This is a genomic window from Vibrio anguillarum (genome assembly GCF_003390515.1).
GTDB classification, from domain to species: domain Bacteria; phylum Pseudomonadota; class Gammaproteobacteria; order Enterobacterales; family Vibrionaceae; genus Vibrio; species Vibrio anguillarum.
Genome location: NZ_CP031479.1, coordinates 2682472 through 2708514 on the forward strand (window position 1 = coordinate 2682472; position 26043 = coordinate 2708514).

The window sequence follows — 26043 nt, forward strand, 5'->3', positions numbered from 1 at the left end:
ACTGCCAAGCTTTTTGTTTTTAAAGGGCCAGATCTGGCGATCTTTAATCCACTTTCAGCTCTTTGAGCATCGACTCAGGTAAAGCAAGCTCATCATTTTTATTCACCGCAATACCTGCTGTGATAATCGCTTGAGCAATCTCTTTAGCTTCTGTTAACGAGTGCATTGAGGCTGTACCACATTGGTATTCGTTTAGTTCAGGGATCTGATCTTGGCTCTCTACTTTTAGCACATCATGCATCGCCGCTAACCACGCTTGCGCCACTTGCGCTTCTGTTGGCGCGCCAATCAAACTCATGTAAAAACCTGTGCGGCAGCCCATAGGTGAGATGTCGATGATTTCTACATCATGACCATTTAAGTGCGCGCGCATAAAGCCAGCATATAAATGTTCTAAAGTGTGGATCCCTTTTTCTGAAAGAATATCTTTGTTTGGAGCAGTAAAACGGAGATCAAATACGGTGATTGTATCCCCTTTAGGCGTCTGCATATTTTTTGCCACACGTACCGCAGGCGCATGCATACGAGTGTGATCTACAGTAAAACTGTCGAGTAATGGCATTGCTTTCTCCTTATTTGGCAAAGAGCGATGCTCTGCCTATCAATGTTAGATTATGATCGAGAGATCATTTTAGGTACGAAAAATAGCTTTCAAGAAATTCTTCAAAACTTTGAGTATCGTGTTGTTCTATCTGTTGCTGAGCGGCTCGAGAACGCAGCACTTCCTCTTCCATCACAGACTCAGAATAAGTTTGATAGTGATGTGCCAGGTTGGCTTGTCGGTATTCGGTTCCTAATGCACAACCCACCTTACCTAGACCGCCAAACTGTTTAGTCTGTTCAAGTAGTTGGGCGGAAAAGGTTAATTCTGGATTATCAATCCACGAGCTTAGTTTCTCGCATACGGCTTGGTATGCGTTGCCACCACAAGCGTTATCCATTACTTGCGCTATTTTACGTAAGTCATCGAATACATTATGCGCCCACGCTTGCAGCGTCAGTTTCTCACCGCGACAGCCAATTTGTAACTCTAAACCTGGTTTACGACCTTCTAAAATCACTTTGTTCCAGTTATCTCGCCAACATGCCAGCTCACAATTGTCCATCGGATCTGAATCTGAAAGAGCTGTCCAAGTGAGGAACAGATCGAGAAAACGCACTTGATCTTCAGTAATACCAATCGGGCTAAACGGGTTTACGTCTAACGAACGCACTTCGATGTATTCGACTCCGCCTCTCTCTAACGCTTGTGACGGCTTTTCGTCATTTTTGGCCACACGCTTAGGACGGATCGGTGCATAGAGTTCGTTTTCTATCTGCAAAACATTGCTGTTGAGCTGACGATGTTCACCATCGACATACACGCCTAGTTCTGCAAACTCTTTTGATGGAGTGCGGATCGCCTGATTCAACCCTTCTAGATATTGATCCAAGCTATTAAAACCAATTTGCAAGCCACTTTGCGCGCTATTGGTATAACCTAAATCACTGAGGCGCAACGAGGTAGCATGAGGCAAATAAAGCGTTTTACCAATATTTTCAAATGGCAGATGGCTTTCACGTCCGCGCACAAACGATGAACATAACGCAGGTGATGCGCCAAAGAAATAGGGAATAAGCCAGCCAAAACGGTAGTAATTACGAATCACACCAAAATAGGCTTCCGATTTTGTCTCAGTACGCTGGGATTCAGTTTGCTCGCCATGCAAGGCATCCCAAAATGATTCTGGAAATGAAAAATTGAAATGCACGCCAGAAATGATCTGCATTAAGCTGCCGTAACGACGCTTTAAGCCTTCTCGATAAAGGGTTTTCATTTTACCCGTATTCGATGAACCATATTGCGCCAGTTCGATATCATCTTCGCTGCCAACATAACAAGGCATAGAAAGCGGCCACATCTTTTCGTCACCCAATTTGGTTTGAGCAAAATGGTGAATATCCGCCAGTTGTGAGAGTAAAGTCGGCACGTCATGAGAGACTGGTGTAATAAATTCAAGCAATGACTCCGCAAAATCAGTGGTGATCCAACGGTTGGTTAATGCGCTGCCGAGTGCTTCTGGATGAGGAGTCAGAGCTAACGAGCCTTCTGGGGTATAGCGTAACGTTTCACGCTCAACGCCTCGGCCAAACTGCTTAAACACTTCTGATTTTTTAGTGACTTGTTCAAGTCGTGCGGCAAAATTAGTCAAAATAATGATTCGCTTATAGGTGAATGATCCGAATGAAAGCGGCTCTAACTCAGCAAGAGAGTAGAATGGAGGCAAACAATCTGCCCCCTATAAATGTGTACTCTAGCGGATGATTTCAAGCTCTTCTACGGGAATATCTAATTTTTCAAGTTGTGGCTTCAACGTTTTCGCATCACCCACCACGATAATTTGATACTCTTGTGGTGCAAACCATTTAGCGGCGAGTTTATTGAGCGTTGATTTTTTTACGTTTTCTACCAGTTCATTTCGTTGCTGTAGGTAATCTTCATCCAAACTATAGGTCAAAATATTACTAAGCAACTGCGCTTTTTGTGATGGTGTTTCATACGTCAGTGCATCTTGTTGGCCGACAGCAAGGCGCATAAATTTTAGCTCTTGGTCGGTTAAGCCACTTTGACTGAATGTTGCCATCTCTTTTTCTATTTCAACGATTGAAGCTACAGTGGCATCAGCACGCACTTGAGCATTGAAAACGATAGCGCCCACTTCTCGATTGCTCGCGAAATAACTCCCAGCGCCATAGGTGTAGCCTTTATCTTCACGCAAATTCTGATTAATGCGGCTGTTAAAGTTACCCGCTAAATTGAAGTTAGCCAGTTGGCTGAGAAAAAGCTCGCCAGTGGCATCGAAAGGCAACCCTTTTCGCACAAAACGGACGATGCTCTGCGGCGCATCAGGCTTATCAACCAGATATATCTTCCGCTCTGTCAGTGGGTTCACTACTTGGGGACGTAACAAAGGAGAAGCTTCACCGCGCCACTGCCCTAAAAAGGTTAACTGTTTAGCGACCTCTTTTTTGGAAATATCGCCAACGACAACGATTTGCGTACCATGTGGCGTGTAATGTTTCGCATAAAAGCGTTTTACATCTTCTAATGTTAAATCGTTTAGTGATTGCTCAGTGCCTTCACTTGAACGCGCAAAAATAGAGTTGCCAAACAGTACTTGACGAGTAGCTTGTGAAGCAAGCCATCCCGGTGTTTGATGCTGATAAACCAACCCTTCCAGCATCTGCTGCTTCAGCCGTGTAAAATCACTCTCTTTGAAAGCAGGATGAAATAAAACTTCTTCAACCACATCCAATGTTGCTGCAACATTCTTCTTCAAACTAGAGACCATAATACTGGTCGAATACTCATTGGCAGTAACACTGATAGTCGAACCTAACGTGTCGAGTTGAGCTTGAATCGCTTCTACTGAGCGTCGAGTTGAGCCTTCTTCAAGTAGCGCCGCGGTTAAATTAGCTAACCCTTCTTTGCCACGCGCGGCATGTCGCTCCCCTGCTGGTAAATTGATATTAATTAGCACGGTCGGCGTTTCGCTGGTTTGTGTGGCTAATAACTCAATACCGTTATCAAAATAGAGTTCATACAGTGTCGGCATTTGTGCTTTCACACCTTTTGCCACAGAAGGCATGATTGAGCGATCAAATGGATCTTCAACCTGGCGATAAGCCAATTGATCTTCGGTTATCGTTTGATGCTCGGGCAGCACTCTTTTAGGGGGTACGAAATTAGCTTTTTGAACGGCAAGCTCGGCTTTATGTTTAGGCACAACACTTAAGGTAACCTTATGTTGATGAGCAATGAAGCGCTGATAAGCCTGTTGAATTGACTCTGGGGTGACCGCATGAATCTGAGCTAATTGCTGCTCTAGGCGATCAGGCTGCCCATAAAACGTTTCGTTGGACGCAAGCTGCGTCACTTTTCCAGATACGCTTTGCAGCGCAAAGACCGCATTCGCTTCCGCCATACCGGTAATTTGATCAAGTCGACTCTGATCTACCCCTTGCTGTTCAAACTGACTGAGTGTTTGCATTAACTCTCGATACAAGGGAGCAAGCTGAGCTTTTTCACCCGAAGGGGCCATGGCATAAACATAGAAGGTACAAGCCAATTCGGCGCAATCTTGGAATGCACCCGCATTGACGGCTTTTTGAGTTTTGACCAACGCTTGGTAGAGATAACTATTGGTGCCGCTGCCTAACACTTTGGCAAGCGCATCTAACGAGGCTTGACTTTGAGCACCGCGATATTCTGTTGGCCAGCCCACCACAACCATAGGTTGCTGAATGCGATCTTCCAAGGTAATGAAACGATCTTGCGCCAACTGGGCCGGCTGTTTAGGTGCGTTATCAACGGCTGGGCCTGCCGGTATGGTGCCAAAATATTGATTAACCCATTCAAGTGTTTGCTGAACATCAATATCACCACCAATGGTCAGCACTGCATTATTCGGCCCATACCAACGTAAGAAAAACGCTTTAAGATCGTTGACGTCCACTCGGTCAAGATCTTCGACATAACCAATGGTTTGCCATGAATAAGGGTGTCCTTCGGCATACATCGCCTCCGCCATTTTTTCCCACATCAAGCCATAGGGGCGGTTGTCGTAGTTTTGTGCGCGTTCGTTTTTTACTGTGTCACGTTGGATCTCAAATTTACGTTGAGAAACCGCGTTGAGTAAAAATCCCATCCGATCAGATTCGAGCCACAACACTTTTTCTAGCTGATTTGAAGGCACGGTTTGGTAATAATTAGTACGGTCACGGTTGGTACTCCCATTCATGGTTCCTCCCGCTTCGGTGATCAAACGAAAATGTTCTTGATCGCCAACGTGCTCCGTTCCTTGAAACATCATGTGTTCAAAGAAATGAGCAAACCCTGATTTTCCAACCTCTTCACGTGCCGAACCGACATGATAAGTGACATCGACATGCACTAAAGGATCTGAGTGATCCGGTGAGAGCACGACAGTAAGACCATTATCGAGCTGATATTTTGCATAAGGGATCATCACTTTTTCTGGTTGGGCATCCACTTGCTCAATCAGCGTAACCCCTTTCGGTAATGATGAAAAAAAAGCGATAGGTGCGACCGTTGATGAACAGCCATAAATGGCAATAAGAGAAAGGGCACCTAGCCAAATTTTTCTCATAACAGCTCCTTAGAAAAAACCATAGAATACAGCGGCAAGCATGATGTAACGCAGTGCTTTGCCGATCAAAATAATGACAAAAGTAGGTAAAAATTTCATGCGTAGCCAACCTGCGGCCAAACAAAGCACATCACCCACCACAGGTAGCCAACTAAATAAGAGAGCCCAATAACCATATTTATTGAGCCAAGCTAACGCTTTATGACCGTGCTTTTCGCTTTCAGTTCGATTAGGCAACCAGATACCGAGCCAATAGTTGGTCAGACCGCCGAGGGTATTGCCAGCGCTTGCAACGGCGATAACCCAAAATACGGGAAATTGATTCAGGCTTAATGTGGCGAATAAACTCGCTTCTGAGCTTCCCGGTAATAAGGTAGCACTGAGAAAACCACTAAAAAAAAGCACCCACAGAGCAGAGCCAGCAAACCAATACGAGAGCGGTTCCAAATAGGTGCTAAAAATGTCTAACATTTCATATCAAGAAGAACTTTGCCTCGAGTATGGCCTGTTTCAATCTGTTGATGAGCCGCAGCCACTTCCGCCATCGGATAAACAGCTTGAATTTCCGTTTTCAATAAGCCAACGCTGACCATATAAAGCATGGTATCAAGCTGTTCAGGATTAGGATCAACTAACATGCCTGTAGCTTCAAAACCAAGTAATTTTGCTTTTTCACAAATAAGCTCAGCACTTAGAGTCGGAACAGTAACGACACGCGCATGATCTTTCAAGCATTTCAAAGCGTCGAGAGCCGCATCACCCCCGACTAAATCAATCAGCACATCCACTTCTTCTAAACGCTGTGAAGCAGGAGCAAAATTGTAATTAATCGCATGAGCACCAAGAGTCGCTAAATAATCCAAATTTTGTTCGCTGCACGTGGTATACACTTCGGCTTTTGCTGCTAAAGCAATTTGTACCGCTAAGTGCCCGACACCACCAGCGCCCGCGAGGATCAATACGCGATCCCCCTCTTTCACTTGCGCTTTATTTAGGGCTTGCGCCGCCGTTTGCCCTGCCAGTGGCAGCACCGCTGCTGCTTCTAAGGTCACAGCATCAGGAACAAGACTGAGTTCGCTTTCTGCCACACACAGGTATTGGCTGTAACCGCCGCCACGCAACGGAAACCCAACAAAGCCCGCCACATTATCTCCAATTTGAAAGCGGCGATTATCTTCCCCCACCTCAACAACTTGTCCAGAAATATCGTAACCTGGCACCCATGGCAGCTTATCTTTGTTTTGCGCTGCAGCCCACCCCAGACCCGCCCGAGTTTTTACATCAATAGGGTTTACACCAGCAAAAGCCACTTTCATTAACACTTCGCCAGCCTTAGGTTGAGGAACGTCACTGGTTTGAATAACGAGCACCTCTGGTCCACCAAACTCAGTAATTGCGATCTGTTTATTATCCATGTCAAACTTCCCTATTGATAAAAAGAAAGGGATGCCTCAGCATCCCTTTGAATATATACCATTTTATTGCTTCTAGTTAATCTTTAGCTCGCAAAATAACCATCAGCTCGTCTAGGCTTAGCCAACAAGAGCAAGCAAAACGCCTGCTGCAACAGCAGAGCCCAGTACACCTGCTACATTTGGCCCCATGGCGTGCATCAGTAAGAAGTTCTGTGGATTAGCTTCAAGCCCCACTTTGTTCACTACTCGCGCCGCCATCGGTACCGCAGACACACCAGCAGCGCCAATAAGAGGATTAATATCCTCTTTCGAGAATTTATTAAGCACTTTCGCCATCAACACACCACCAGCCGTACCAATACTGAAAGCAATAGCACCGAGCGCCAAAATACCTAATGTTTCCAAGTTCAAAAACTTATCAGCCTGCAGTTTAGAACCAACGCCTAAGCCTAAGAAGATAGTAACGATGTTGATCAGTTCATTTTGCGCTGTCTTGGATAGACGCTCAACCACACCCGATTCACGCATTAAATTACCTAGACAGAACATACCCACTAATGGCGTTGCTGACGGTAAAAATAGAATCGTCATCAATAGCACCGCCAAAGGAAACAGTATTTTTTCTGTCTTCCCAACGTGGCGTAGCTGAGCCATTTTGATTTTTCGCTCTTCAGGTGTTGTGAGTGCCTTCATAATCGGTGGCTGAATGATAGGGACTAATGCCATATAGCTATAAGCCGCCACAGCGATTGCACCTAATAAATCCGGCGATAATTTACTGGCAAGGAAAATAGCGGTTGGGCCATCGGCTCCACCAATGATGGCGATGGACGCAGCATCGGCCATGGTAAATTCCATACCCGGTACATAGTTGAGTAATATCGCACCAAACAGGGTGGCGAAAATACCAAACTGAGCGGCCGCACCTAGCCATAACGTTTTAGGGTTTGCAATCAACGCCCCGAAATCGGTCATCGCGCCCACGCCCATAAAAATCAGCAGTGGAAAAACGCCCGTCTCAATACCAACATGATAAACGTAATAAAGCAGACCGCCGGGTTCGGTAAAACCCGCATTCGGAATATTCGCTAAAATCGCACCAAAGCCGATCGGCAATAACAGCAATGGCTCAAAGCCTTTGCGAATAGCCAAAAACAGCAGTAAACAACCGACCAAAATCATGCAGATTTGGCCTAGCTGAAAATTAGCGATCCCTGTTTCAGACCATAAGGTCAGTAATCCGTCCATGGTTCTCCCTTACGCTAAGCTCAGCAATAGTGCACCAACAGTCACAGCATCACCCTCTTTGACATGAAGATCTTGAACAATACCGCCACGTGCCGCACGGATCTCGGTTTCCATCTTCATCGCTTCCAGAATCACTAACACATCCCCTTCTAACACCTCAGAACCAGCTTGAACATTCACTTTAAAAATGTTGCCAGCGAGTGGTGAAGGAACGGCTTCTGCATTGTTACTTGCTGGCACGCTTGGTGACTGTGCTGCTTGAGACTGGCTGGCAGAAATCGAGCTAAGCTGGCCTTCTGGCCCCACTTCAACCGTGTAAATTTGCCCATCCACTTTAACACTGTAGGTTTCAATACCACCTTTTGTCACAACGGTAGCAGGTGTAGGTTTGGCTGACTCCAAGGTTGGCGCAGGCTCAAATGCATCCGGATTGTGACGATTTTTCAAGAACTTCAAACCGACTTGTGGGAACAATGCGTAAGTCAGAACATCATCCACCGTATCTGCCGCTAATGAAATTCCCTCTGCTTTTGCCTTTTCGAGCAATTCAGTGGTCAACACGACCATTTCTGCATCCAACAAATCGGCTGGACGGCAAGTGATCGGCGTAAGGTTACCCAACACCTTGGCTTGCAACTCAGCATTCACTGGCGCAGGCGTTGCACCGTATTCACCTTTTAATACCCCTGCAGTTTCTTTCGTGATGCTCTTATAGCGCTCACCAGTAAGGACGTTGATCACCGCTTGTGTTCCCACGATTTGAGATGTTGGAGTCACAAGGGGAATGAAACCTAAATCTTTTCGCACACGAGGGATCTCTTCAAGAACCTCATCAAGGCGATCGGCCGCTCCTTGTTCTTTTAGTTGACCTTCCATATTAGTCAACATACCACCAGGAACCTGCGCAATAAGAATACGAGAATCGACACCTTTTAACTGCCCTTCCCATTTAGCGTATTTCTTACGCACTTCACGAAAATAAGTGGCAATCGGTTCAAGCTGTGTCAGGCTCAGACCCGTATCACGCTCGGTTCCTTCAAGCATAGCGACCACTGTTTCGGTTGGTGTGTGCCCGTAAGTTTGGCTCATTGACGAGATAGCGGTATCCAAAATATCGATACCAGCTTCTACCGCTTTAACGGCTGTTGCCGCTGAAAGACCAGTCGTTGCATGGCTGTGCAGCGCTAAAGGTACGGCACAAGAGGATTTAATACGGGTAATCAGATCTTCAGCTTCATACGGCTTGAGCAACCCAGACATATCTTTAATACACAAAGAGTGGCAGCCGAGATCTTCCAACCGCTTGGCAAGATCAACCCAAGTATCTGAATTATGAACAGGGCTAGTGGTGTAAGACAGTGTACCCTGCGCGTGTGCGCCAACATCAATTGTCGCTTTAACCGCTTTTTCAAAATTGCGAACATCATTCATCGCATCAAAAATACGGAAAACATCCATACCATTCGCGTGAGCTCGTTCGACAAACTTTTCAACAACATCGTCAGCATAGTGGCGATAGCCTAGTAAATTCTGGCCGCGTAGCAACATTTGCATTGGGGTATTGGGCATCGCTTGCTTAAGCGAACGTAAACGCTCCCATGGATCTTCACCGAGAAAACGGATACAAGCATCAAACGTTGCTCCTCCCCAAGTTTCCAGTGACCAATAACCGATCTTATCGAGCTCTGCTGCAATAGGCAGCATGTCTTCGATACGCATGCGCGTGGCAAATAGTGACTGATGGGCATCACGAAGGACCACATCCGTAATAGCTAGTGGTTTAGACATGCTCATAAACTCCTTTTCATCCTTTCTATGCTATTTAGCTAATGCGCGGTGCTGATGCACTGCTGCAGAAATTGCCGCCACAATTTGCGGGCTCACAGCTGAAGGGTTTGGTTGAACTTTTCGATGTGGAATCGGCGCTGCGATCGGTTGTGGTACTTCTTCCGGTACCAAGGTTGACATTAACCGAACGAGATAAACGAGAATAGTTAGAAAAATAAAGACTACAGCCATCCCCGTAATCATAAGGGTGGCGGCGTCAACTAATAGGCTTCCAATAGTAGTCATGTTGCTTCCTTTCTGTGTCATCCTGACAACAATTGCTACGCATTTTTACAAATGCGATCTTGGCAAGTGGACTAGGATTATCTCGATTGGTTAATAATTGTCAATTTTGTTTAAGGGACTCTTGTAGATAACACACAAAATCGGCGAACAATTACTCACACAAATCACAAAACTCTGAATTTTCTCTATTAAGAAGGGCATTTAACTAGCCAATACGGCTACGTTAATCAAAAAATGATGCAGATACTGAGAGGGAGTTAAAACATTGCAGATTAACAAGATAAAACAAATAGTTGCCATTTTCAATTTAACAAAATAGCAACAAAAAACCAACATAAAAAAAGCCCCGCACAATGCGAGGCTTCTTAATAAATGGCGCGCTCAGGAGGATTCGAACCTCCGACCGCCTGGTTCGTAGCCAGGTACTCTATCCAGCTGAGCTATGAGCGCGCAAGGTTTTGATATTAATCAGCGATAATCGTTAACAATATCAGGGTCAATGACCCTTTGAATAAGTGGCGCGTCCTGGAGGATTCGAACCTCCGACCGCCTGGTTCGTAGCCAGGTACTCTATCCAGCTGAGCTAAGGACGCGCAGAGTTAATGACAGTATCACTAACTTTAAATAAGTGGCGCGCTCAGGAGGATTCGAACCTCCGACCGCCTGGTTCGTAGCCAGGTACTCTATCCAGCTGAGCTATGAGCGCGCAAAGTTTTGATATTAATCAGCGATGATCGTTAACAATATCAGGGTCAATGACCCTTTGAATAAGTGGCGCGTCCTGGAGGATTCGAACCTCCGACCGCCTGGTTCGTAGCCAGGTACTCTATCCAGCTGAGCTAAGGACGCGCAGAGTTAATGACAGTATCACTAACTTTCAATAAGTGGCGCGCTCAGGAGGATTCGAACCTCCGACCGCCTGGTTCGTAGCCAGGTACTCTATCCAGCTGAGCTATGAGCGCGCAAGATGTGAATTACATCACAAAAATTTTATTTCTGAACAAAAAAATTGACTCATGGTCAATAAATGGCGGTGAGGGAGGGATTCGAACCCTCGATACGGCTATAAACCGTATACTCCCTTAGCAGGGGAGCGCCTTCGGCCTCTCGGCCACCTCACCGCATTTTCACATTCAATCTTACGAAAGAATATGGCGCGTCCTGGAGGATTCGAACCTCCGACCGCCTGGTTCGTAGCCAGGTACTCTATCCAGCTGAGCTAAGGACGCACATTGTTCTTTATTTGGATGCTAAACCAAATAAGCAAGAATGGCGGTGAGGGAGGGATTCGAACCCTCGATACGGCTATAAACCGTATACTCCCTTAGCAGGGGAGCGCCTTCGGCCTCTCGGCCACCTCACCGTCTTGCGGAGGCACATATTACTTTTTACCAAAAATATGTCAAACACTTTCTTGGTAAAAGCGACAAAAATCAAATCAACCGTTGGCTATTTAATCAAAGCGCTGTGAAATTAAACTTTTCTGTCATATCAGTGACTTCAAAGCATAAAAAAGGCCAGCAAAATTCGCTAGCCTTCCTTGTGATAATTAGTAGTTGCTAGGTGCAACACTACCATTACCTTTTTCAGCTTGAATGCGCATGTAGATTTCTTCACGGTGGACAGAAACCTCTTTCGGTGCATTCACACCGATACGCACTTGGTTACCTTTTACACCAAGAACTGTTACTGTCACTTCATCACCGATCATTAGTGTTTCGCCAACGCGGCGAGTCAAAATTAGCATTCTTTGCTCCTTGAGTAATCTCTGTATTATATTGCAACTGCGCTATTATCCACTAAAAGTTATATTTTCGTAAACTATCTATTAGTGCGCTCTCACCCTAAAGAGACATGTTTTAGGTGAAAAGCTAATAGCTCATCTGACGTTATATAGGCCTCATGTAAAATATTGGCTGCCTTATCAACATGTTGTGGCTGCATAACTAGCATTAACGATTGTTTATCAACCGAAAGGGAACTCACTTCGATCCCTTGTTCTGCAAGTAATTCACATGAGCGTTCAACTAATTCCTGAGCTAGTAAACCTACCGTGGTCAATAAACTAACGGGTTCACTATTACGGATTTTGTCATTGAAAACCAGAGCTAATTTAGCACAAGCGTCTCGTTTTATAATGACACCTGTCCATTCTGCCTCTTCGATCACACTCCACACTTCCACACCGAGCATTTGGCACTGCTTGGCTAAACTCGGGAAATGATCATGTTGCACAGTAATAAGCGCCATGTCGCGTTGAATCGCAATGCCACATACTGCTTTATGACACTGCTCACCTTTGATTAGACTGCCTGCGTTTACATCAAAAGTAGACAATACGCGTAAAGGAACTTCATTTTCCCACGCATATTGCACACAAGGTAAATGCAGAACTTTAGCGCCTTTACGTGCCATTTCTTCCATTGACGGGAAATCAACGATCTCTAATTTTTGAGCCGTTGCAACCACACGTGGATCACATGTGTAAACGCCATCCACATCAGTGAATATTTGACACTCATCGGCTTTAAGAGCTCCCGCTAGCGTCACAGCACTAGTGTCAGAACCTCCACGTCCTAAAGTGGTGATATCCCCATTCTCATTCACACCCTGAAAACCCGCTACCACCACAATATGATCTTGTGCCAGCAACTCGGTAATCGTTCGAGTATCAATCATTTTAATCGTCGCGTCATTGTGTTGATTATCGGTCACAATGTTCGCTTGAGCTCCGGTTAGTGAGCGAGCTGAATAGCCTAATTTATTGAGTGTCATCGCTAATAGCGCCATAGACACTTGCTCACCAGCAGAGAGCAAAACATCAAGTTCCCTTGCAGTTGGTACACTATCGATTTGTTGTGCTAAGCCCAACAGTCGATTGGTTTCTCCTGACATTGCAGAAACAACTACAACCACTTGATTACCATCATTCTTCGCCTTAATGATGTGTTCAGCGACGGTATGGATTCGTTCTATTGAACCCACCGAGGTTCCGCCAAACTTTTGCACGATAAGGGGCTTTTTCACCTATCTTCACCTTCCCAAGACCAAAGTCTCATTAGGACCAAATCGAAAGCAGAGCACTATGTTGAGTATCGATTCAGTAGTTACAAAAACAAAACCAAGCAGATAACTGGCTCGTATCCTATTGCGCCAATTAGACCACTTGGTTTGGTAAATAAAATTACGCCCAATCAAAAAACAGTGATTGAGCGTGACTTATTACAGCGGTTTATAGATGCTCAGCAATCCAAGCATCTACGGAAGCTAAAGCGCTAGGCAAGGCATTAACATCCGTACCTCCCGCTTGAGCCATATCCGGACGGCCGCCACCTTTACCACCCACTTGCAAGGCAACCATATTGACCAGCTCCCCTGCTTTAACTTTAGCGGTAAGATCTTTGGTCACACCCGCAATCAAACCCACTTTATCATCAGCCACATTACCCAGCATGATAATGCCACTGCCTAACTGATTTTTTAGCTCATCAACCATACCACGCAGCGCTTTGTTATCAGCGCCATTAAGTTGAGCAACTAGCACTTTCACACCCGCAATTTCTTTTACATTGCTGATCAGATTGGCACTTTCTTTCGCTGCAAGCTTATCTTTTAACTGCTGCAACTCTTTTTCCAAAGATTTCGCTTTAGCCGCCATTTCAGCCACTTTGACTTCATATTGAGCCTGCTGTTGATCCAATAGATCCAGCGCGCCTTCACCCGTAACCGCTTCAATACGACGAATGCCAGCGGCAATACCGCCTTCAGAAACTATTTTGAATAGGCCGATGTCACCGGTGTTACTTGCGTGAATACCACCACACAGTTCGGTTGAGAAATCACCCATCGACAATACACGAACTTCATCGTCGTACTTTTCACCAAACAGTGCCATAGCACCTTTGGCTTTTGCCGATTCGATGTCCATGATATTGGTTTCAATCGTGTGGTTACGGCGAATTTGCGCGTTCACTAGGCGTTCCACTTCTTTTAGCTCTACGGGCGTCATTGCTTCTAAATGAGAGAAGTCAAAACGCAAGCTTTCCGCTTTTACCAATGAGCCTTTTTGCGCCACGTGCGAACCTAATACTTGGCGAAGTGCAGCATGCAACAAATGTGTGGCAGAGTGGTTCAGTGAAATTGCAGCGCGGCGCTTAGCATCAACAATGGCTTTCACTTCATCGCCTTTGGCGAGTACGCCCTCGATAAGTTCACCGTGATGAGCAATGGCGTTGCCGAGTTTTTGTGTATCTTCAACTTTAAACAAGCCCGTGGCCGTTTGAATAACACCTGCATCACCACATTGACCACCGGATTCAGCGTAGAAAGGTGTTTCACCCAAGATCAAAATCGCTTTATCACCCGCAGATAGAGTGTCAACTTCATTGCCGTCAACAAACATAGCGGCAATGCGGCTCTCGCCTTGTGTCGCGCTGTAGCCACAGAAAGCGGTATTGGTATCAACTTTAATGATTGCATTGTAGTCAGTGCCAAATTGGCCCGCTTCACGCGCTCGTTGACGCTGCTCTTCCATCGCTTTTTCGAAACCTTGTTCGTCAATGGTCAGCTCACGTTCACGTGCAACATCATTAGTTAAATCAGCCGGAAAACCGTAGGTATCGTAAAGTTTAAAGACAGTTTCACCATCCAGTACGCTACCCTCTAAATTATCGAGTGCATCATTGAGGATCGCCATACCGCGTTCAAGAGTGCGACCGAAGTTCTCTTCTTCAATGCGCAGCACTTTTTCTACAAGCGCTTGCTGCTTTTTCAGTTCTTCACCAGCCGTTCCCATCACTTGTGCTAATGGGCCAACCAGTTTGTGGAAGAAGGCACCTTGTGCGCCCAATTTATTACCATGACGCACCGCTCGACGAATAATCCGACGCAGTACATAGCCACGGCCTTCATTCGATGGCATCACACCATCCACAATCAAGAAAGCACAAGAACGGATGTGATCAGCAACAACGCGTAGCGATTGATTGGAAAGATCGTCATAACCCGTTACATCAGCGGCGGCTTTAATCAAGGCTTGAAACACATCAATTTCATAGTTTGAGTGAACACCCTGCATGATCGCAGAAATACGTTCAATACCCATACCGGTATCAACGGAAGGTTTTGGAAGTGGCTCCATCGTGCCATCGGCATGACGGTTAAACTGCATGAAGACGTTGTTCCAAATTTCAATGAAACGATCGCCATCTTCCTCTGCAGAACCTGGAGGACCACCCCAGATATGATCGCCATGATCATAGAAAATTTCAGTACAAGGACCACACGGACCCGTATCACCCATTTGCCAGAAGTTGTCTGACTCATAAGCTTTACCACCCGGTTTATCGCCAATGCGAATAATGCGCTCAGCCGGAATGCCTACTTTTTTATTCCAGATATCAAATGCTTCATCATCGGTTTCATACACGGTAACCAGTAGACGATCAGCGGGCAACTTGAGTGTTACAGTAAGAAACTCCCACGCGTATGCAATAGCGTCTTCTTTGAAGTAATCACCAAAGCTGAAGTTACCCAACATTTCAAAAAAGGTATGGTGACGAGCGGTAAAACCAACGTTTTCCAGATCGTTATGCTTACCACCAGCTCGCACACAACGTTGCGCCGTTGTTGCACGTGTATAAGCACGCTTTTCTAAACCAAGAAAACAATCTTTAAATTGGTTCATTCCTGCATTTGTGAACAACAGGGTTGGGTCATTAGCGGGGACTAATGATGAACTATCAACAATTTGGTGTCCTTTACTTTCAAAGAACGAGAGGAACGCGCGGCGAACCTCATCAGTGCTCATAAACATGCAGCTCTTCCTGAAATACTCAAGTTAGAATTTTGCGTTATTGTAAAGCATGGACAAGAGTTCGACTAGTTTTCTTATAGAAAAGGCATGGCAGGAAATAAATTGCGGATCAGACGAAGAGTTAAGCTTCCGATGATGATAAAGCGTAGCTAATTTGCTCGAAGCTAAAACCTCGATACTGCAAAAAACGCACTTGTTTGGCATGTTCTTTTGAACCTTTTTCCGCAGGTTCTCTGAATTTTTTTTCAGCCACCGCTTTTGCCAATTCAAACCAATCTTGAGGCTCTTGATGTAAAGCGGTTTCAATATCATCGCTACTGACTCTTTTTTGGCTCAGCTCTTGTCGAATACGCCGCTCACCATGACCTTTAGTGACATGTTGTCTTATTTGACTTGCGGCATAGCGCAGTTCATCCAAATAATGGTTCTCAAGGCAGTAACTCATTGTTTGAACGATAATTTCCGCATCATACCCTTTACTCATGAGCTTTTGCTGTAGCTCATGCTCGCTGTGATCTCGCCGACTCAGTAATTGCAATGCGCATTCTTTGCACGATAACGTCGATTTGAATTTAGAGGAATACATACTGTCCCTATTGGTCATGGATAAAACAAAGCCCTGCATTGCAGGGCTTTGTTGAAATATAAACGTGGAGAAGATTACAACTCTTCTTCTTGAGGCATTTCGCTCAAAATAGGTTCTTCAACAATTAACTCGGCTGGATTGAGCAGCATTTCACGTAACTTAGTATCAAGAGCCATGGCGGCGGCTGGATTCTCTCTCAAGAATTTACAGGCGTTTGCTTTACCTTGACCAATTTTATCACCGTTATAGCTATACCAAGCACCCGCTTTCTCAACCAATTTATGTTTCACGCCAAGATCAACCAATTCACCTTCACGGTTAAAACCTTGTCCGTAAAGAATTTGAGTATCCGCTTGTTTAAAGGGAGCCGCGATTTTGTTCTTAACCACTTTAATACGCGTTTCATTACCCACGACTTCGTCACCCTCTTTGATAGAGCCTGTACGACGAATATCTAAACGAACTGAAGCATAGAATTTAAGGGCATTACCACCTGTTGTGGTTTCAGGGTTACCAAACATCACACCAATTTTCATACGGATCTGGTTGATGAAGATACACATGCAGTTGGACTGTTTTAGGTTACCCGTTAACTTACGCATCGCTTGAGAAAGCATACGTGCTTGCAAGCCCATGTGGCTATCGCCCATTTCACCTTCAATTTCAGCTTTTGGTGTCAGTGCAGCCACAGAGTCAATGACGATAACATCAATGGCACCAGAACGGGCCAAGGCATCACAAATTTCAAGCGCTTGTTCGCCCGTATCAGGTTGTGAAACCAACAGCTCATCGATGTTTACACCCAGTTTTTTAGCATAAATTGGGTCAAGGGCATGTTCTGCATCGATAAAAGCACAGGTTTTACCCACTCGTTGTGCTGCTGCGATCAATTCCAGCGTTAACGTTGTTTTTCCTGATGATTCAGGGCCGTAGACTTCAACGATACGTCCCATTGGTAAACCGCCAGCACCCAATGCAATATCTAAAGAAAGTGAACCGGTAGAAATGGTTTCAACATCCATTGTACGGTTGTCACCAAGGCGCATGATCGAACCTTTACCAAATTGCTTTTCAATTTGACCCAGTGCTGCGGCTAGCGCCTTCTGCTTATTTTCGTCCATTACTTTCTCCAAACTGTCGCTGTGGGTAGCGGCTCGTTAAATTTTTTATCGACTCTTTAGTCGCCAATTGGGGTTAATTATACTGTTGATTCATACAGTGTCTATAGCTGTGTCGAAAAAATTTCGACTAGGTTCAATTTGGCTGCGATAAAAAGTGACTCACCACTTGTAATGCATGAGTAATCGCCTGCTTGCGCACCTGCGCGCGATCACCTTTAAAACAAAGCGTCTCAGCACGTTCCCAGCCTTGCTTAGAAGCCCATGCAAAGCATACGGTTCCCACTGGTTTTTCTGCGCTACCACCGTCAGGACCAGCAATACCACTGATCGCTACACCAATAGTGGCTTGGGAATGCAAAAGTGCTCCTTGTACCATTTCGCGCACAACGGGTTCTGAAACCGCGCCAAAATCCACCAGTGTCTGTGCTTTGACACCGAGCATCTCTTGTTTAGCGAGATTACTGTAGGTCACAAATGACCGCTCAAACCAAGCCGAACTTCCTGCAACCTCGGTAAGTGCAAATGCCACACCACCGCCAGTGCATGATTCAGCACTGGTGAGGATCTCTTTTTGTGCTAACAATTGCTGACCTAATTGTTCACTTAATGCAAAAATCGCTTTCATTACGCCCTCTCCAAAGCCACGTTATTTTCGCTTGAACCTTTATAGCAGATTGAATCTCCAGAAAACAGAATGGGCACGCAAGCGTACCCATTCTGAATCGTTCTCCGTTGTATTTAGATCTCAAACATTAAACTATCTGCGTCTAAGAATGGCCAACGAATGGTGTGCGGAGTACTGCTCTCCCCACCAAAAAAGTAGCCCACTTGTGGTGTAGCAAAGGTTTTGTCGCCTCGTGTGAGCGGTTGTTCACTCAATGCTCTATGGGTTAATTTTGCTTCCCATAATTGCTCACTCTCCCAGCCGACTGGCGCGAGTTCAACTCGCACTTCAGCGCCGACAGGGTTAACAGAGACCACTTCAAAAGGCAATGAAGCTTGGCTATTTTGTTTGTTCGATAGGCTCAACTCATGGCTGCGCACATACAACTTTCCTGATTGATTAATCGCGTGATCTTTCGGCGGTAAGATAAACGATTGGCCATTGACCCACTGCTCGTTATTCCAGTTGGCTTGGAATACATTCACATTGCCAAAAAAGTCAAAGACGAAGCGACTGTTCGGTTGAGCATAAAGCTGCACTGGCGAGTCGATCTGTTCGATGCGGCCATTGCTCATCACGACCACGCGATCAGAGAGTTCAAGTGCTTCATCTTGATCGTGGGTGACAAATACGCTCGTAAAACCGAGCTCTTCGTGCAAGCTGCGCAACCAGCGGCGCAATTCTTTACGCACTTTGGCATCCAGTGCGCCAAAAGGCTCATCCAGCAGTAGCACTTCCGGCTTTGTTGCAAGAGCGCGAGCCAAGGCGATGCGCTGCTTTTGCCCGCCGGACAGTTGTTCAGGATAGCGCTCAGCTAAATGGCCAAGTTGTACAATATCCAATAGCTGTTTGACTCTTTTGGTGATCTCCGCCGCCGCTGGTCTATGACGGCGATCCATCACTTGCAAACCAAACGCGACATTGTCGGCCACCGTCATATGACGAAAAAGTGCGTAGTTTTGGAACACAAAGCCAACTCGGCGCTCGCGGACGTGGACATGAGTCACATCGCGATCTCTAAAATGAATGGTTCCGCTATCAGCACCTTCAAGGCCGGCAATAATACGCAACAAAGTGGTTTTGCCTGAGCCTGAAGGACCAAGTAAGCCAATCATCTCGCCATCATCAATCTGTAACGAGAGCGGAGAGAGCGCTTGAAATTGACCAAATTGTTTGGAAATGTTGTCTAAACGTATACTCATACCGTCTCTTGCTCTCTGTTCGTTTTTGTCTGATTGTTGTGTTGACGCCATTCAACATAAGCTTTAAAAACTAAGGTTAATAATGCAATGAAAGCCAATAGCGAGGCGCTAGCAAACGCCGCTTCCGATTGATAATCTTCATACAGTAGCTGCACATGTAGCGGTAAGGTATTGGTTTCACCACGAATATTGCCAGACACAACCGCTACTGCGCCAAATTCACCAATGGCACGCGCATTGGTTAGGATGACACCGTAAATCAGTGCCCATTTAATATTCGGTAAGGTGACGCGACGAAACAGTTGCCACCAAGATGCACCCAAAATAACCGCGGCTTCTTCATCCGAGCGGCCTTGCTGCTGCATCAGCGGGATCAGCTCACGCGCGACAAACGGGCAAGTCACAAAAACCGTGACCAATAAAATTCCCGGCCAAGCAAACATCACTTGCAGATCGCGCTCAAACAACCACTCGCCTAACCAGCCGCTGCTGCCGTAAAGCAGTAAATACAGAAGGCCTGCAACAACCGGTGATACGGCAAACGGAATATCAATTAAAGTGGTTAATATTTTTCTACCCGGAAATTCAAAACGAGTCACTGCCCAAGCTAATAACACGCCGAACACTAAGTTAATTGGCACCGTGAGTAGCGCAACTAGCAGTGTTAAACCAATGGCATGACGCGTATCGGGTTCAATTAAATGACTAATATAAGTCGATAAACCACTGGCAAAGGCTTGTTTGAAAATGCTCACTAGCGGGATAATCAGCAACAATGCAACCCAAAACAGCGCAAAGCTAATCAAACTCCACTTCACCCAAGGTGCTTCACCGACTCGTAACGGTTGATGTGCTTTCATCATCGGTTCCTTAATGTCCATGAATTCGACGCAGGTATGCGCCCTGCCATAGATTGATCAGTAGTAGCAGCGATAACGATGCCATCAATACTACCGAGGCAATGGCACTCGCCGCCGGAAAATCAAATTCTTGTAAGCGTACAAAAATCATTAATGAGGTAATTTCACTGACGTAAGGCATATTGCCCGCAATGAAAATCACTGCACCAAACTCGCCCAAGCTACGCGTAAATGAGAGTGCAATACCAACCAATAGTGCTGGACGAATCGAAGGCATGATCACTTTCCAAAATACGGCGCTGTCTGATGCGCCTAACGTCATTCCCGCTTCTTCCTCTTCTTTGGAGATCTCTTCCAAGACGGGTTGTACCGTGCGCACCACAAACGGAATACTGGTAAACGCCATCGCGACAACAATCCCCAAGGGGGTATAAGCCACTTTAATTCCAAGCTCGCCAAGTACGCTGCCCACCCAGCCATTGGATGAGTAAAGCGTCGCCAACGTGATGCCTGCAACGGCGGTAGGCAAAGCAAACGGTAAATCGACTAAAGCATCAAGAATACGTTTGCCATAAAAATCATAACGAACCAGCACCCAAGCGAGCAATAATCCTAGCAAGCCATTAAACAATGAGGCGATGAGTGCCGCGCCCACCGTTACTTTGTAACTGGCCAGTACACGAGGGTCCGCCACCACCTGCCAATACTCGGTGAGCGACATTTGGCTCGTTTGCATAATCAAACCACTGGCGGGCAATAGCAGCACTAAGCTGACAAAAAACAGCGAAGTACCGAGGCTAATACCAAATCCGGGTAGCACCCTTTTATGGCGTGGGCGAGATAAAGAAGCGGTGAAGGAATGGCTCATAAACCCTCGAAACAAAACGGATGCGTAAGAAAACCACCCACACTCAGCGCAGGTGGCGATGACGAATTAACGACGTTGAAGTTGGTCAAGCTTCGCGCCATTGGCAAAATGAAGTTTCATGGCATTTTCCCACCCACCAGCAATGCTCTCAACTGTTAGCAATTCAACTTCAGGGAAGCGATCAGCAAATTCTGCGTTCACTTTTTCATCATGAACGCGGTAATTAAACCCAGCCAGCAAACGTTGCGCTTCTTCACTGTACAGATAAGCGAGATATTCGTTGGCTACCTCAAGCGTGCCTTTACGCTTGGCATTTTTTTCCACCACGGCCACAGGAAACTCGGCCAAGATAGAAGTCTTAGGCACCACGACTTGATATTCATCCACGCCATACTGCTGACGAATATTGTTCACTTCAGATTCAAACGTAATCAGCACATCGCCAATGCCACGTTCAACAAACGAAGTAGTCGCACCACGGCCGCCAGTATCAAATACCGCTACATTAGCTAAAAATTGTTTGAGGAATTGATCCTGCTCGGCTTGGTTCTCTTTGCCAAAAGTCTTTTGTGCATAACCGACCGCGGCCAAATAGGTATAACGTGCATTACCTGAGGTTTTAGGATTGGGGAATACAGAAGCCACATCAGCTTTAGCGAGATCGCCCCAATCTTGAATATTTTTTGGATTTCCCTTGCGCACTAAAAATGCGGTCGTGGAGTAGTAAGGTGAGCTTGCATTGGGCAATTTTTCTTGCCAATTAGCATCGATAAGCTTGCCACGATCGTGCAGCACCTGAACATCTGTTACCTGATTGAATGTCACTACATCGGCGGCTAACCCCTGCAAAATTGAGCGAGCTTGCGCAGATGACCCACCGTGCGACTGTTTGATCTCCACTGTTTGGCCTGTCTTTTGTTGCCAGTGTTTTTCAAACACTGGGTTATAAGAAGCAAACAGCTCGCGAGCGATGTCGTACGATGAGTTGAGAATGGTTTGATCCGCGGCCGAAACATTCAACGATCCTACGGCTAATAAGCTGGCTAAGGCTGACTTGATGAACTTCATATATTGCTACTCCCTAATCACTACGGCCAAAATGGCGTCCTTGGCAATTAGAGTATGAGGAAAATGAATTATAACAAAGAGGATAACTAGAACTTTTTGGAATAAACTCTAGCAATAAATTGTATGCCAATTATCAGCACGACTTTATAGTAGTGTTCGGTAAGGTGGATACGTCATCTTACTCTTCCGACTAAAAAAATTAAGGACAACATGATGGCGGACTTTCCAACGATTGAAGCATATGTCGGGCAAACGCCTTTAGTTCGCTTGCAGCGACTGGCGGCTCACACCTCAAGCACCGTATTGGTCAAGCTAGAAGGCAATAACCCAGCAGGTTCAGTCAAAGATCGCCCAGCACTCAATATGATAGTGCAAGCAGAGCGTCGCCAAGAGCTCCAACCGGGCGATACCATCATTGAAGCGACCAGCGGCAACACGGGTATTGCGCTGGCAATGGCGGCCGCCATCAAAGGCTACAAAATGATTTTAATCATGCCAGATAATGCCACTCAAGAGCGTAAAGACGCGATGAAAGCGTATGGTTGTGAGCTCATTTTAGTCAGCAAAGAGCAAGGCATGGAAGGAGCGCGCGATTTAGCATTAAAAATGCAAAGTGAAGGCAAAGGAAAAGTACTCGATCAATTCAATAACCCCGACAACCCGCAAGCTCATTTCGATTCTACTGGCCCAGAAATTTGGCAACAAAGCCACGGGGAAATCACCCACTTTGTCTCAAGTATGGGCACAACGGGCACCATCATGGGCACTTCTCGCTATCTAAAAACGCAAAATCCAGAGATAAGCATTGTCGGTTTACAACCAGCAGAAGGCAGTGCAATTCCGGGCATTCGCCGCTGGCCTCAAGCTTATTTACCCGGCATTTTTGAATCATCACGTGTTGATGTGGTACTCGATATCGAAGAGCAAGATGCCATCAATACGGCTCGTGCTTTGGCAACCCAAGAAGGTATTTGCGCTGGCGTCAGCTCTGGAGGCGCCGTTTTCGCTGCGTTACAAATCGCGCAACAAAATCCCGGAGCGGTGGTTGTTGCCATCATTTGCGATCGAGGCGATCGTTATCTCTCATCCGGTCTTTTTTCTTAGATCAAATCTCCACCCCAACGGGCTAATCAGTGCTGACGCGCTCATCATTCTTTAGCCCTTGGCTTTGCTTCCACATCAGCATCCCTTGATTGCTCAGCAATAGCGAAGTTTGTTATCCTCTCCAACTATTTAAATGCATGTTCTGACGATTCTTTCTAACTCATGTCAGAGCTAAGGCCGCTGCCATTCCTGTAGGGTGGTCATTTTCACAGTCAGCCATTGATAATCGAGTGACGAATAACATGAGCAAATCCAGCGCATCTTCCGCCGAGTCTTCACCACAGCACACCCCGATGATGCGGCAATATCTGCAATTGAAAGCCGAAAACCCCGATATTCTGCTCTTTTATCGGATGGGCGATTTCTACGAGCTGTTTTACGATGACGCTAAACGCGCATCGCAATTGCTGGAAATATCACTCACCAAACGCGGTGCTTCTGCGGGTGAGCCTATTCCAATGGCGGGCGTTCCCTATCATGCCGTGGAAGGTTACTTAGCGAAATTGGTACAACAGGGCGAATCCGTCGCGATTTGTGAACAAATTGGCGATCCTGCCACCAGCAAAGGCCCCGTTGAGCGTAAAGTGGTACGGATTGTCACGCCCGGTACGGTCACGGATGAAGCCTTGCTCTCTGAGCGAGTCGATAACTTAATTGCTGCCATCTACCACCACGATGGTCGCTTTGGCTACGCAACCTTAGACATCACTTCAGGGCGCTTCCAACTGAGTGAGCCAGAAACCGAAGAGGCGATGGCCGCCGAACTGCAACGCACCGCACCGCGCGAACTGCTCTTCCCTGAAGATTTCACGCCAGTCACTTTAATGGGCAACCGCAAAGGAAACCGTCGCCGCCCTATTTGGGAATTTGAGTTAGAGACAGCAAAACAGCAGTTGAACCAACAATTTGGTACGCGTGATTTGGTCGGTTTTGGCGTAGAACAGGCTAAACTGGGCTTATGCGCCGCTGGCTGCTTGATTCAATACGTGAAAGATACGCAGCGCACTGCACTGCCTCATATTCGTTCGCTGACGTTTGATCGCCAAGATCACTCGGTGATCTTAGATGCCGCCACGCGCCGTAATTTAGAGATCACGCAGAACTTGTCCGGTGGCTTTGATAACACCTTAGCGGAAGTGCTCGATCATTGCGCCACCCCAATGGGCAGCCGCATGCTCAAACGCTGGTTACACCAACCGATGCGCTGTATTGATACGTTGAATCAACGCCTTGATGCGATCGGCGAGTTGAAACAGCTTGCTCTGTTTAGTGAATTACAACCTGTGCTGAAACAGATTGGCGATATTGAACGTATTCTTGCTCGTTTGGCATTGCGTTCCGCTCGCCCAAGAGACTTAGCACGCCTGCGACATGCGATGCAGCAATTGCCGCAGCTCAGTGAAATACTGCAACCCTTATCGCAACCCCACTTAGTTCAGTTAACTCATCATGTACAGCCATTGGATGAGCTGTGCACACTGCTTGAGCGAGCGATCAAAGACAACCCACCAGTTGTGATTCGTGATGGTGGCGTGATTGCCGATGGCTACAGCGCCGAACTGGATGAATGGCGTGATTTAGCCAACGGCGCAACCGAATACTTGAATAAATTAGAAGCTGAAGAGCGCGAACGTCACGGCATTGATACGCTCAAAGTCGGCTACAACGCGATTCACGGTTTCTACATTCAAGTCAGCCGTGGCCAGAGTCACCTTGTTCCTCCTCACTATGTGCGCCGCCAAACGCTGAAAAATGCCGAGCGTTATATTATTGCCGAGCTAAAAGCGCATGAAGATAAAGTGCTCAACTCGAAATCAAAAGCACTGGCAGTGGAAAAGCAGCTTTGGGAAGAGTTATTTGATTTATTGTTGCCTCATTTAGAGCAGATGCAAAACCTTGCATCTTCGCTATCGCAGCTCGATGTGTTGCAAAACCTTGCCGAGCGCGCTGAAAGCTTAGATTACTGTCGCCCGACCTTGAGTAAAGAGCCAGCGATCCATATTCAAGCGGGCCGTCACCCTGTCGTTGAGCAAGTGATGAATGACCCCTTCATTGCCAACCCAATTGAGCTCAATCCGCAACGAAAAATGTTGATCATTACCGGGCCTAACATGGGCGGTAAATCGACCTACATGCGCCAAACTGCATTGATTACTTTATTAGCGCATATCGGTTGCTATGTGCCAGCAGAAGCAGCACGCATCGGTTCGATTGACCGCATCTTCACCCGCATTGGTGCATCGGACGATCTCGCCTCTGGTCGCTCTACTTTCATGGTTGAAATGACCGAAACTGCCAACATTTTGCATAATGCGACACAAAATAGCTTGGTATTGATGGATGAAATTGGCCGCGGCACCAGTACCTATGATGGGTTATCACTGGCTTGGGCAAGTGCGCAATGGCTCGCAAGCCAAATTGGCGCGCTAACGCTATTTGCCACTCATTATTTTGAACTGACCGAGCTGCCAAACCAGTTACCTCACTTAGCCAACGTGCATTTAGATGCCGTGGAACATGGCGATAGCATTGCCTTTATGCATGCGGTTCAAGAAGGGGCGGCAAGTAAATCTTACGGCCTAGCAGTGGCAGGTCTTGCTGGCGTGCCTAAAACAGTGATCAAAAACGCGCGCGCTAAACTGTCGCAGCTCGAGTTATTGAGCCAACAGCAGCCCAATGGCAGCAAAAGCTCAACCGTAGATATTGCTAATCAACTCAGTTTGATCCCAGACCCAAGCGAAGTCGAACAGGCATTAGCAGCTATTGATCCTGACGATCTAACGCCTCGCCAAGCGTTAGAAGCACTTTATCGCTTGAAGAAGCTAATGTAACAATCTGATATTAAAAATAAAAAAGGCATCGATTTTAA

At 46.3% G+C, this 26043-nt stretch carries 20 protein-coding genes and 8 tRNA genes; 2 read left to right on the forward strand and 26 right to left on the reverse strand.

The features are described 5' to 3' along the window. Positions 1-43 precede the first annotated feature (43 nt). From luxS to cysP, 26 genes are all read right to left on the reverse strand, one after another. A complete protein-coding gene (gene luxS, locus DD616_RS15335; protein ID WP_010319518.1) occupies positions 44-562 on the reverse strand; it encodes an S-ribosylhomocysteine lyase in 519 nt (172 codons plus the stop codon). A 64-nt stretch (positions 563-626) separates the two neighbouring features. Then, a complete protein-coding gene (gshA, locus tag DD616_RS15340; protein ID WP_208872333.1) occupies positions 627-2192 on the reverse strand; it encodes a glutamate--cysteine ligase in 1566 nt (521 codons plus the stop codon). A 102-nt stretch (positions 2193-2294) separates the two neighbouring features. Continuing rightward, complete coding sequence (locus DD616_RS15345) at positions 2295-5150, reverse strand: M16 family metallopeptidase (protein ID WP_208871888.1); 2856 nt, start codon at positions 5148-5150, stop codon at positions 2295-2297. A 9-nt stretch (positions 5151-5159) separates the two neighbouring features. Continuing rightward, on the reverse strand, positions 5160-5621 hold the full coding sequence (locus DD616_RS15350) for a YqaA family protein (RefSeq protein WP_013857698.1): 462 nt from the start codon (positions 5619-5621) through the stop codon (positions 5160-5162). Further along, positions 5615-6565 carry an NADP-dependent oxidoreductase gene (locus DD616_RS15355; protein ID WP_013857699.1) on the reverse strand — a complete coding sequence of 317 codons (951 nt, stop codon included), beginning with the start codon at positions 6563-6565 and terminating at the stop codon, positions 5615-5617. Before DD616_RS15355 ends, DD616_RS15350 begins: the two co-directional genes overlap by 7 nt. A 117-nt stretch (positions 6566-6682) precedes the next feature. After that, positions 6683-7813 (reverse strand): sodium ion-translocating decarboxylase subunit beta, encoded by a 1131-nt coding sequence (locus DD616_RS15360; RefSeq protein WP_013857700.1) that lies wholly within the window; start codon positions 7811-7813, stop codon positions 6683-6685. A 9-nt stretch (positions 7814-7822) separates the two neighbouring features. Continuing rightward, on the reverse strand, positions 7823-9601 hold the full coding sequence (gene oadA, locus DD616_RS15365; RefSeq protein ID WP_208871889.1) for a sodium-extruding oxaloacetate decarboxylase subunit alpha: 1779 nt from the start codon (positions 9599-9601) through the stop codon (positions 7823-7825). 30 nt (positions 9602-9631) lie between these two features. Further along, the gene (locus DD616_RS15370) at positions 9632-9886 is read right to left on the reverse strand and encodes an oxaloacetate decarboxylase subunit gamma (RefSeq protein WP_026027802.1); all 255 of its coding nucleotides are present in this window, start codon (positions 9884-9886) and stop codon (positions 9632-9634) included. A 373-nt stretch (positions 9887-10259) separates the two neighbouring features. Then, positions 10260-10336, reverse strand: a tRNA-Arg gene (locus DD616_RS15375). Positions 10337-10402: 66 nt separating this feature from the next. Further along, a tRNA-Arg gene (locus DD616_RS15380) sits at positions 10403-10479 on the reverse strand. A 36-nt stretch (positions 10480-10515) separates the two neighbouring features. Beyond that, a tRNA-Arg gene (locus DD616_RS15385) sits at positions 10516-10592 on the reverse strand. A gap of 66 nt (positions 10593-10658) precedes the next feature. Then, positions 10659-10735, reverse strand: a tRNA-Arg gene (locus tag DD616_RS15390). A gap of 36 nt (positions 10736-10771) precedes the next feature. Then, a tRNA-Arg gene (locus DD616_RS15395) sits at positions 10772-10848 on the reverse strand. Between the two features lie 66 nt (positions 10849-10914). Next, positions 10915-11007: transfer RNA gene (locus DD616_RS15400), tRNA-Ser, on the reverse strand. Between the two features lie 31 nt (positions 11008-11038). Continuing rightward, a tRNA-Arg gene (locus tag DD616_RS15405) sits at positions 11039-11115 on the reverse strand. Positions 11116-11156: 41 nt separating this feature from the next. Next, positions 11157-11249: transfer RNA gene (locus tag DD616_RS15410), tRNA-Ser, on the reverse strand. A gap of 186 nt (positions 11250-11435) precedes the next feature. Further along, on the reverse strand, positions 11436-11633 hold the full coding sequence (gene csrA / locus DD616_RS15415) for a carbon storage regulator CsrA (protein ID WP_010320440.1): 198 nt from the start codon (positions 11631-11633) through the stop codon (positions 11436-11438). 92 nt (positions 11634-11725) lie between these two features. Beyond that, entirely contained in the window at positions 11726-12913 is a 1188-nt protein-coding gene (locus DD616_RS15420; protein ID WP_013857703.1) for an aspartate kinase, read from the reverse strand. Between the two features lie 205 nt (positions 12914-13118). Beyond that, complete coding sequence (alaS, locus tag DD616_RS15425; RefSeq protein WP_088731696.1) at positions 13119-15701, reverse strand: alanine--tRNA ligase; 2583 nt, start codon at positions 15699-15701, stop codon at positions 13119-13121. Between the two features lie 121 nt (positions 15702-15822). Further along, positions 15823-16326 carry a recombination regulator RecX gene (gene recX, locus DD616_RS15430; protein WP_017047536.1) on the reverse strand — a complete coding sequence of 168 codons (504 nt, stop codon included), beginning with the start codon at positions 16324-16326 and terminating at the stop codon, positions 15823-15825. A 35-nt stretch (positions 16327-16361) separates the two neighbouring features. After that, a complete protein-coding gene (recA, locus tag DD616_RS15435; protein WP_010320444.1) occupies positions 16362-17408 on the reverse strand; it encodes a recombinase RecA in 1047 nt (348 codons plus the stop codon). 133 nt (positions 17409-17541) lie between these two features. Continuing rightward, positions 17542-18033, reverse strand: a complete 492-nt coding sequence (pncC, locus tag DD616_RS15440) for a nicotinamide-nucleotide amidase (protein ID WP_013857707.1) — start codon at positions 18031-18033, stop codon at positions 17542-17544. A 113-nt stretch (positions 18034-18146) separates the two neighbouring features. Next, positions 18147-19274, reverse strand: coding sequence for a sulfate/molybdate ABC transporter ATP-binding protein (locus DD616_RS15445; protein WP_017043744.1), 1128 nt, complete (start codon positions 19272-19274; stop codon positions 18147-18149). Continuing rightward, positions 19271-20134, reverse strand: coding sequence for a sulfate ABC transporter permease subunit CysW (gene cysW / locus DD616_RS15450; RefSeq protein WP_017047535.1), 864 nt, complete (start codon positions 20132-20134; stop codon positions 19271-19273). The genes DD616_RS15445 and cysW overlap by 4 nt, the downstream gene beginning before the upstream one ends. A gap of 10 nt (positions 20135-20144) precedes the next feature. Continuing rightward, complete coding sequence (gene cysT / locus DD616_RS15455; protein ID WP_026027977.1) at positions 20145-21002, reverse strand: sulfate/thiosulfate ABC transporter permease CysT; 858 nt, start codon at positions 21000-21002, stop codon at positions 20145-20147. Between the two features lie 66 nt (positions 21003-21068). Then, positions 21069-22070 (reverse strand): thiosulfate ABC transporter substrate-binding protein CysP, encoded by a 1002-nt coding sequence (cysP, locus tag DD616_RS15460; RefSeq protein ID WP_010320449.1) that lies wholly within the window; start codon positions 22068-22070, stop codon positions 21069-21071. Positions 22071-22283: 213 nt separating this feature from the next. Between cysP and cysM the strand changes: the two genes are divergently transcribed. Continuing rightward, complete coding sequence (gene cysM, locus DD616_RS15465) at positions 22284-23174, forward strand: cysteine synthase CysM (RefSeq protein ID WP_026027976.1); 891 nt, start codon at positions 22284-22286, stop codon at positions 23172-23174. A 242-nt stretch (positions 23175-23416) separates the two neighbouring features. After that, a complete protein-coding gene (gene mutS / locus DD616_RS15470) occupies positions 23417-26005 on the forward strand; it encodes a DNA mismatch repair protein MutS (RefSeq protein WP_026028369.1) in 2589 nt (862 codons plus the stop codon). Positions 26006-26043 lie beyond the last annotated feature (38 nt).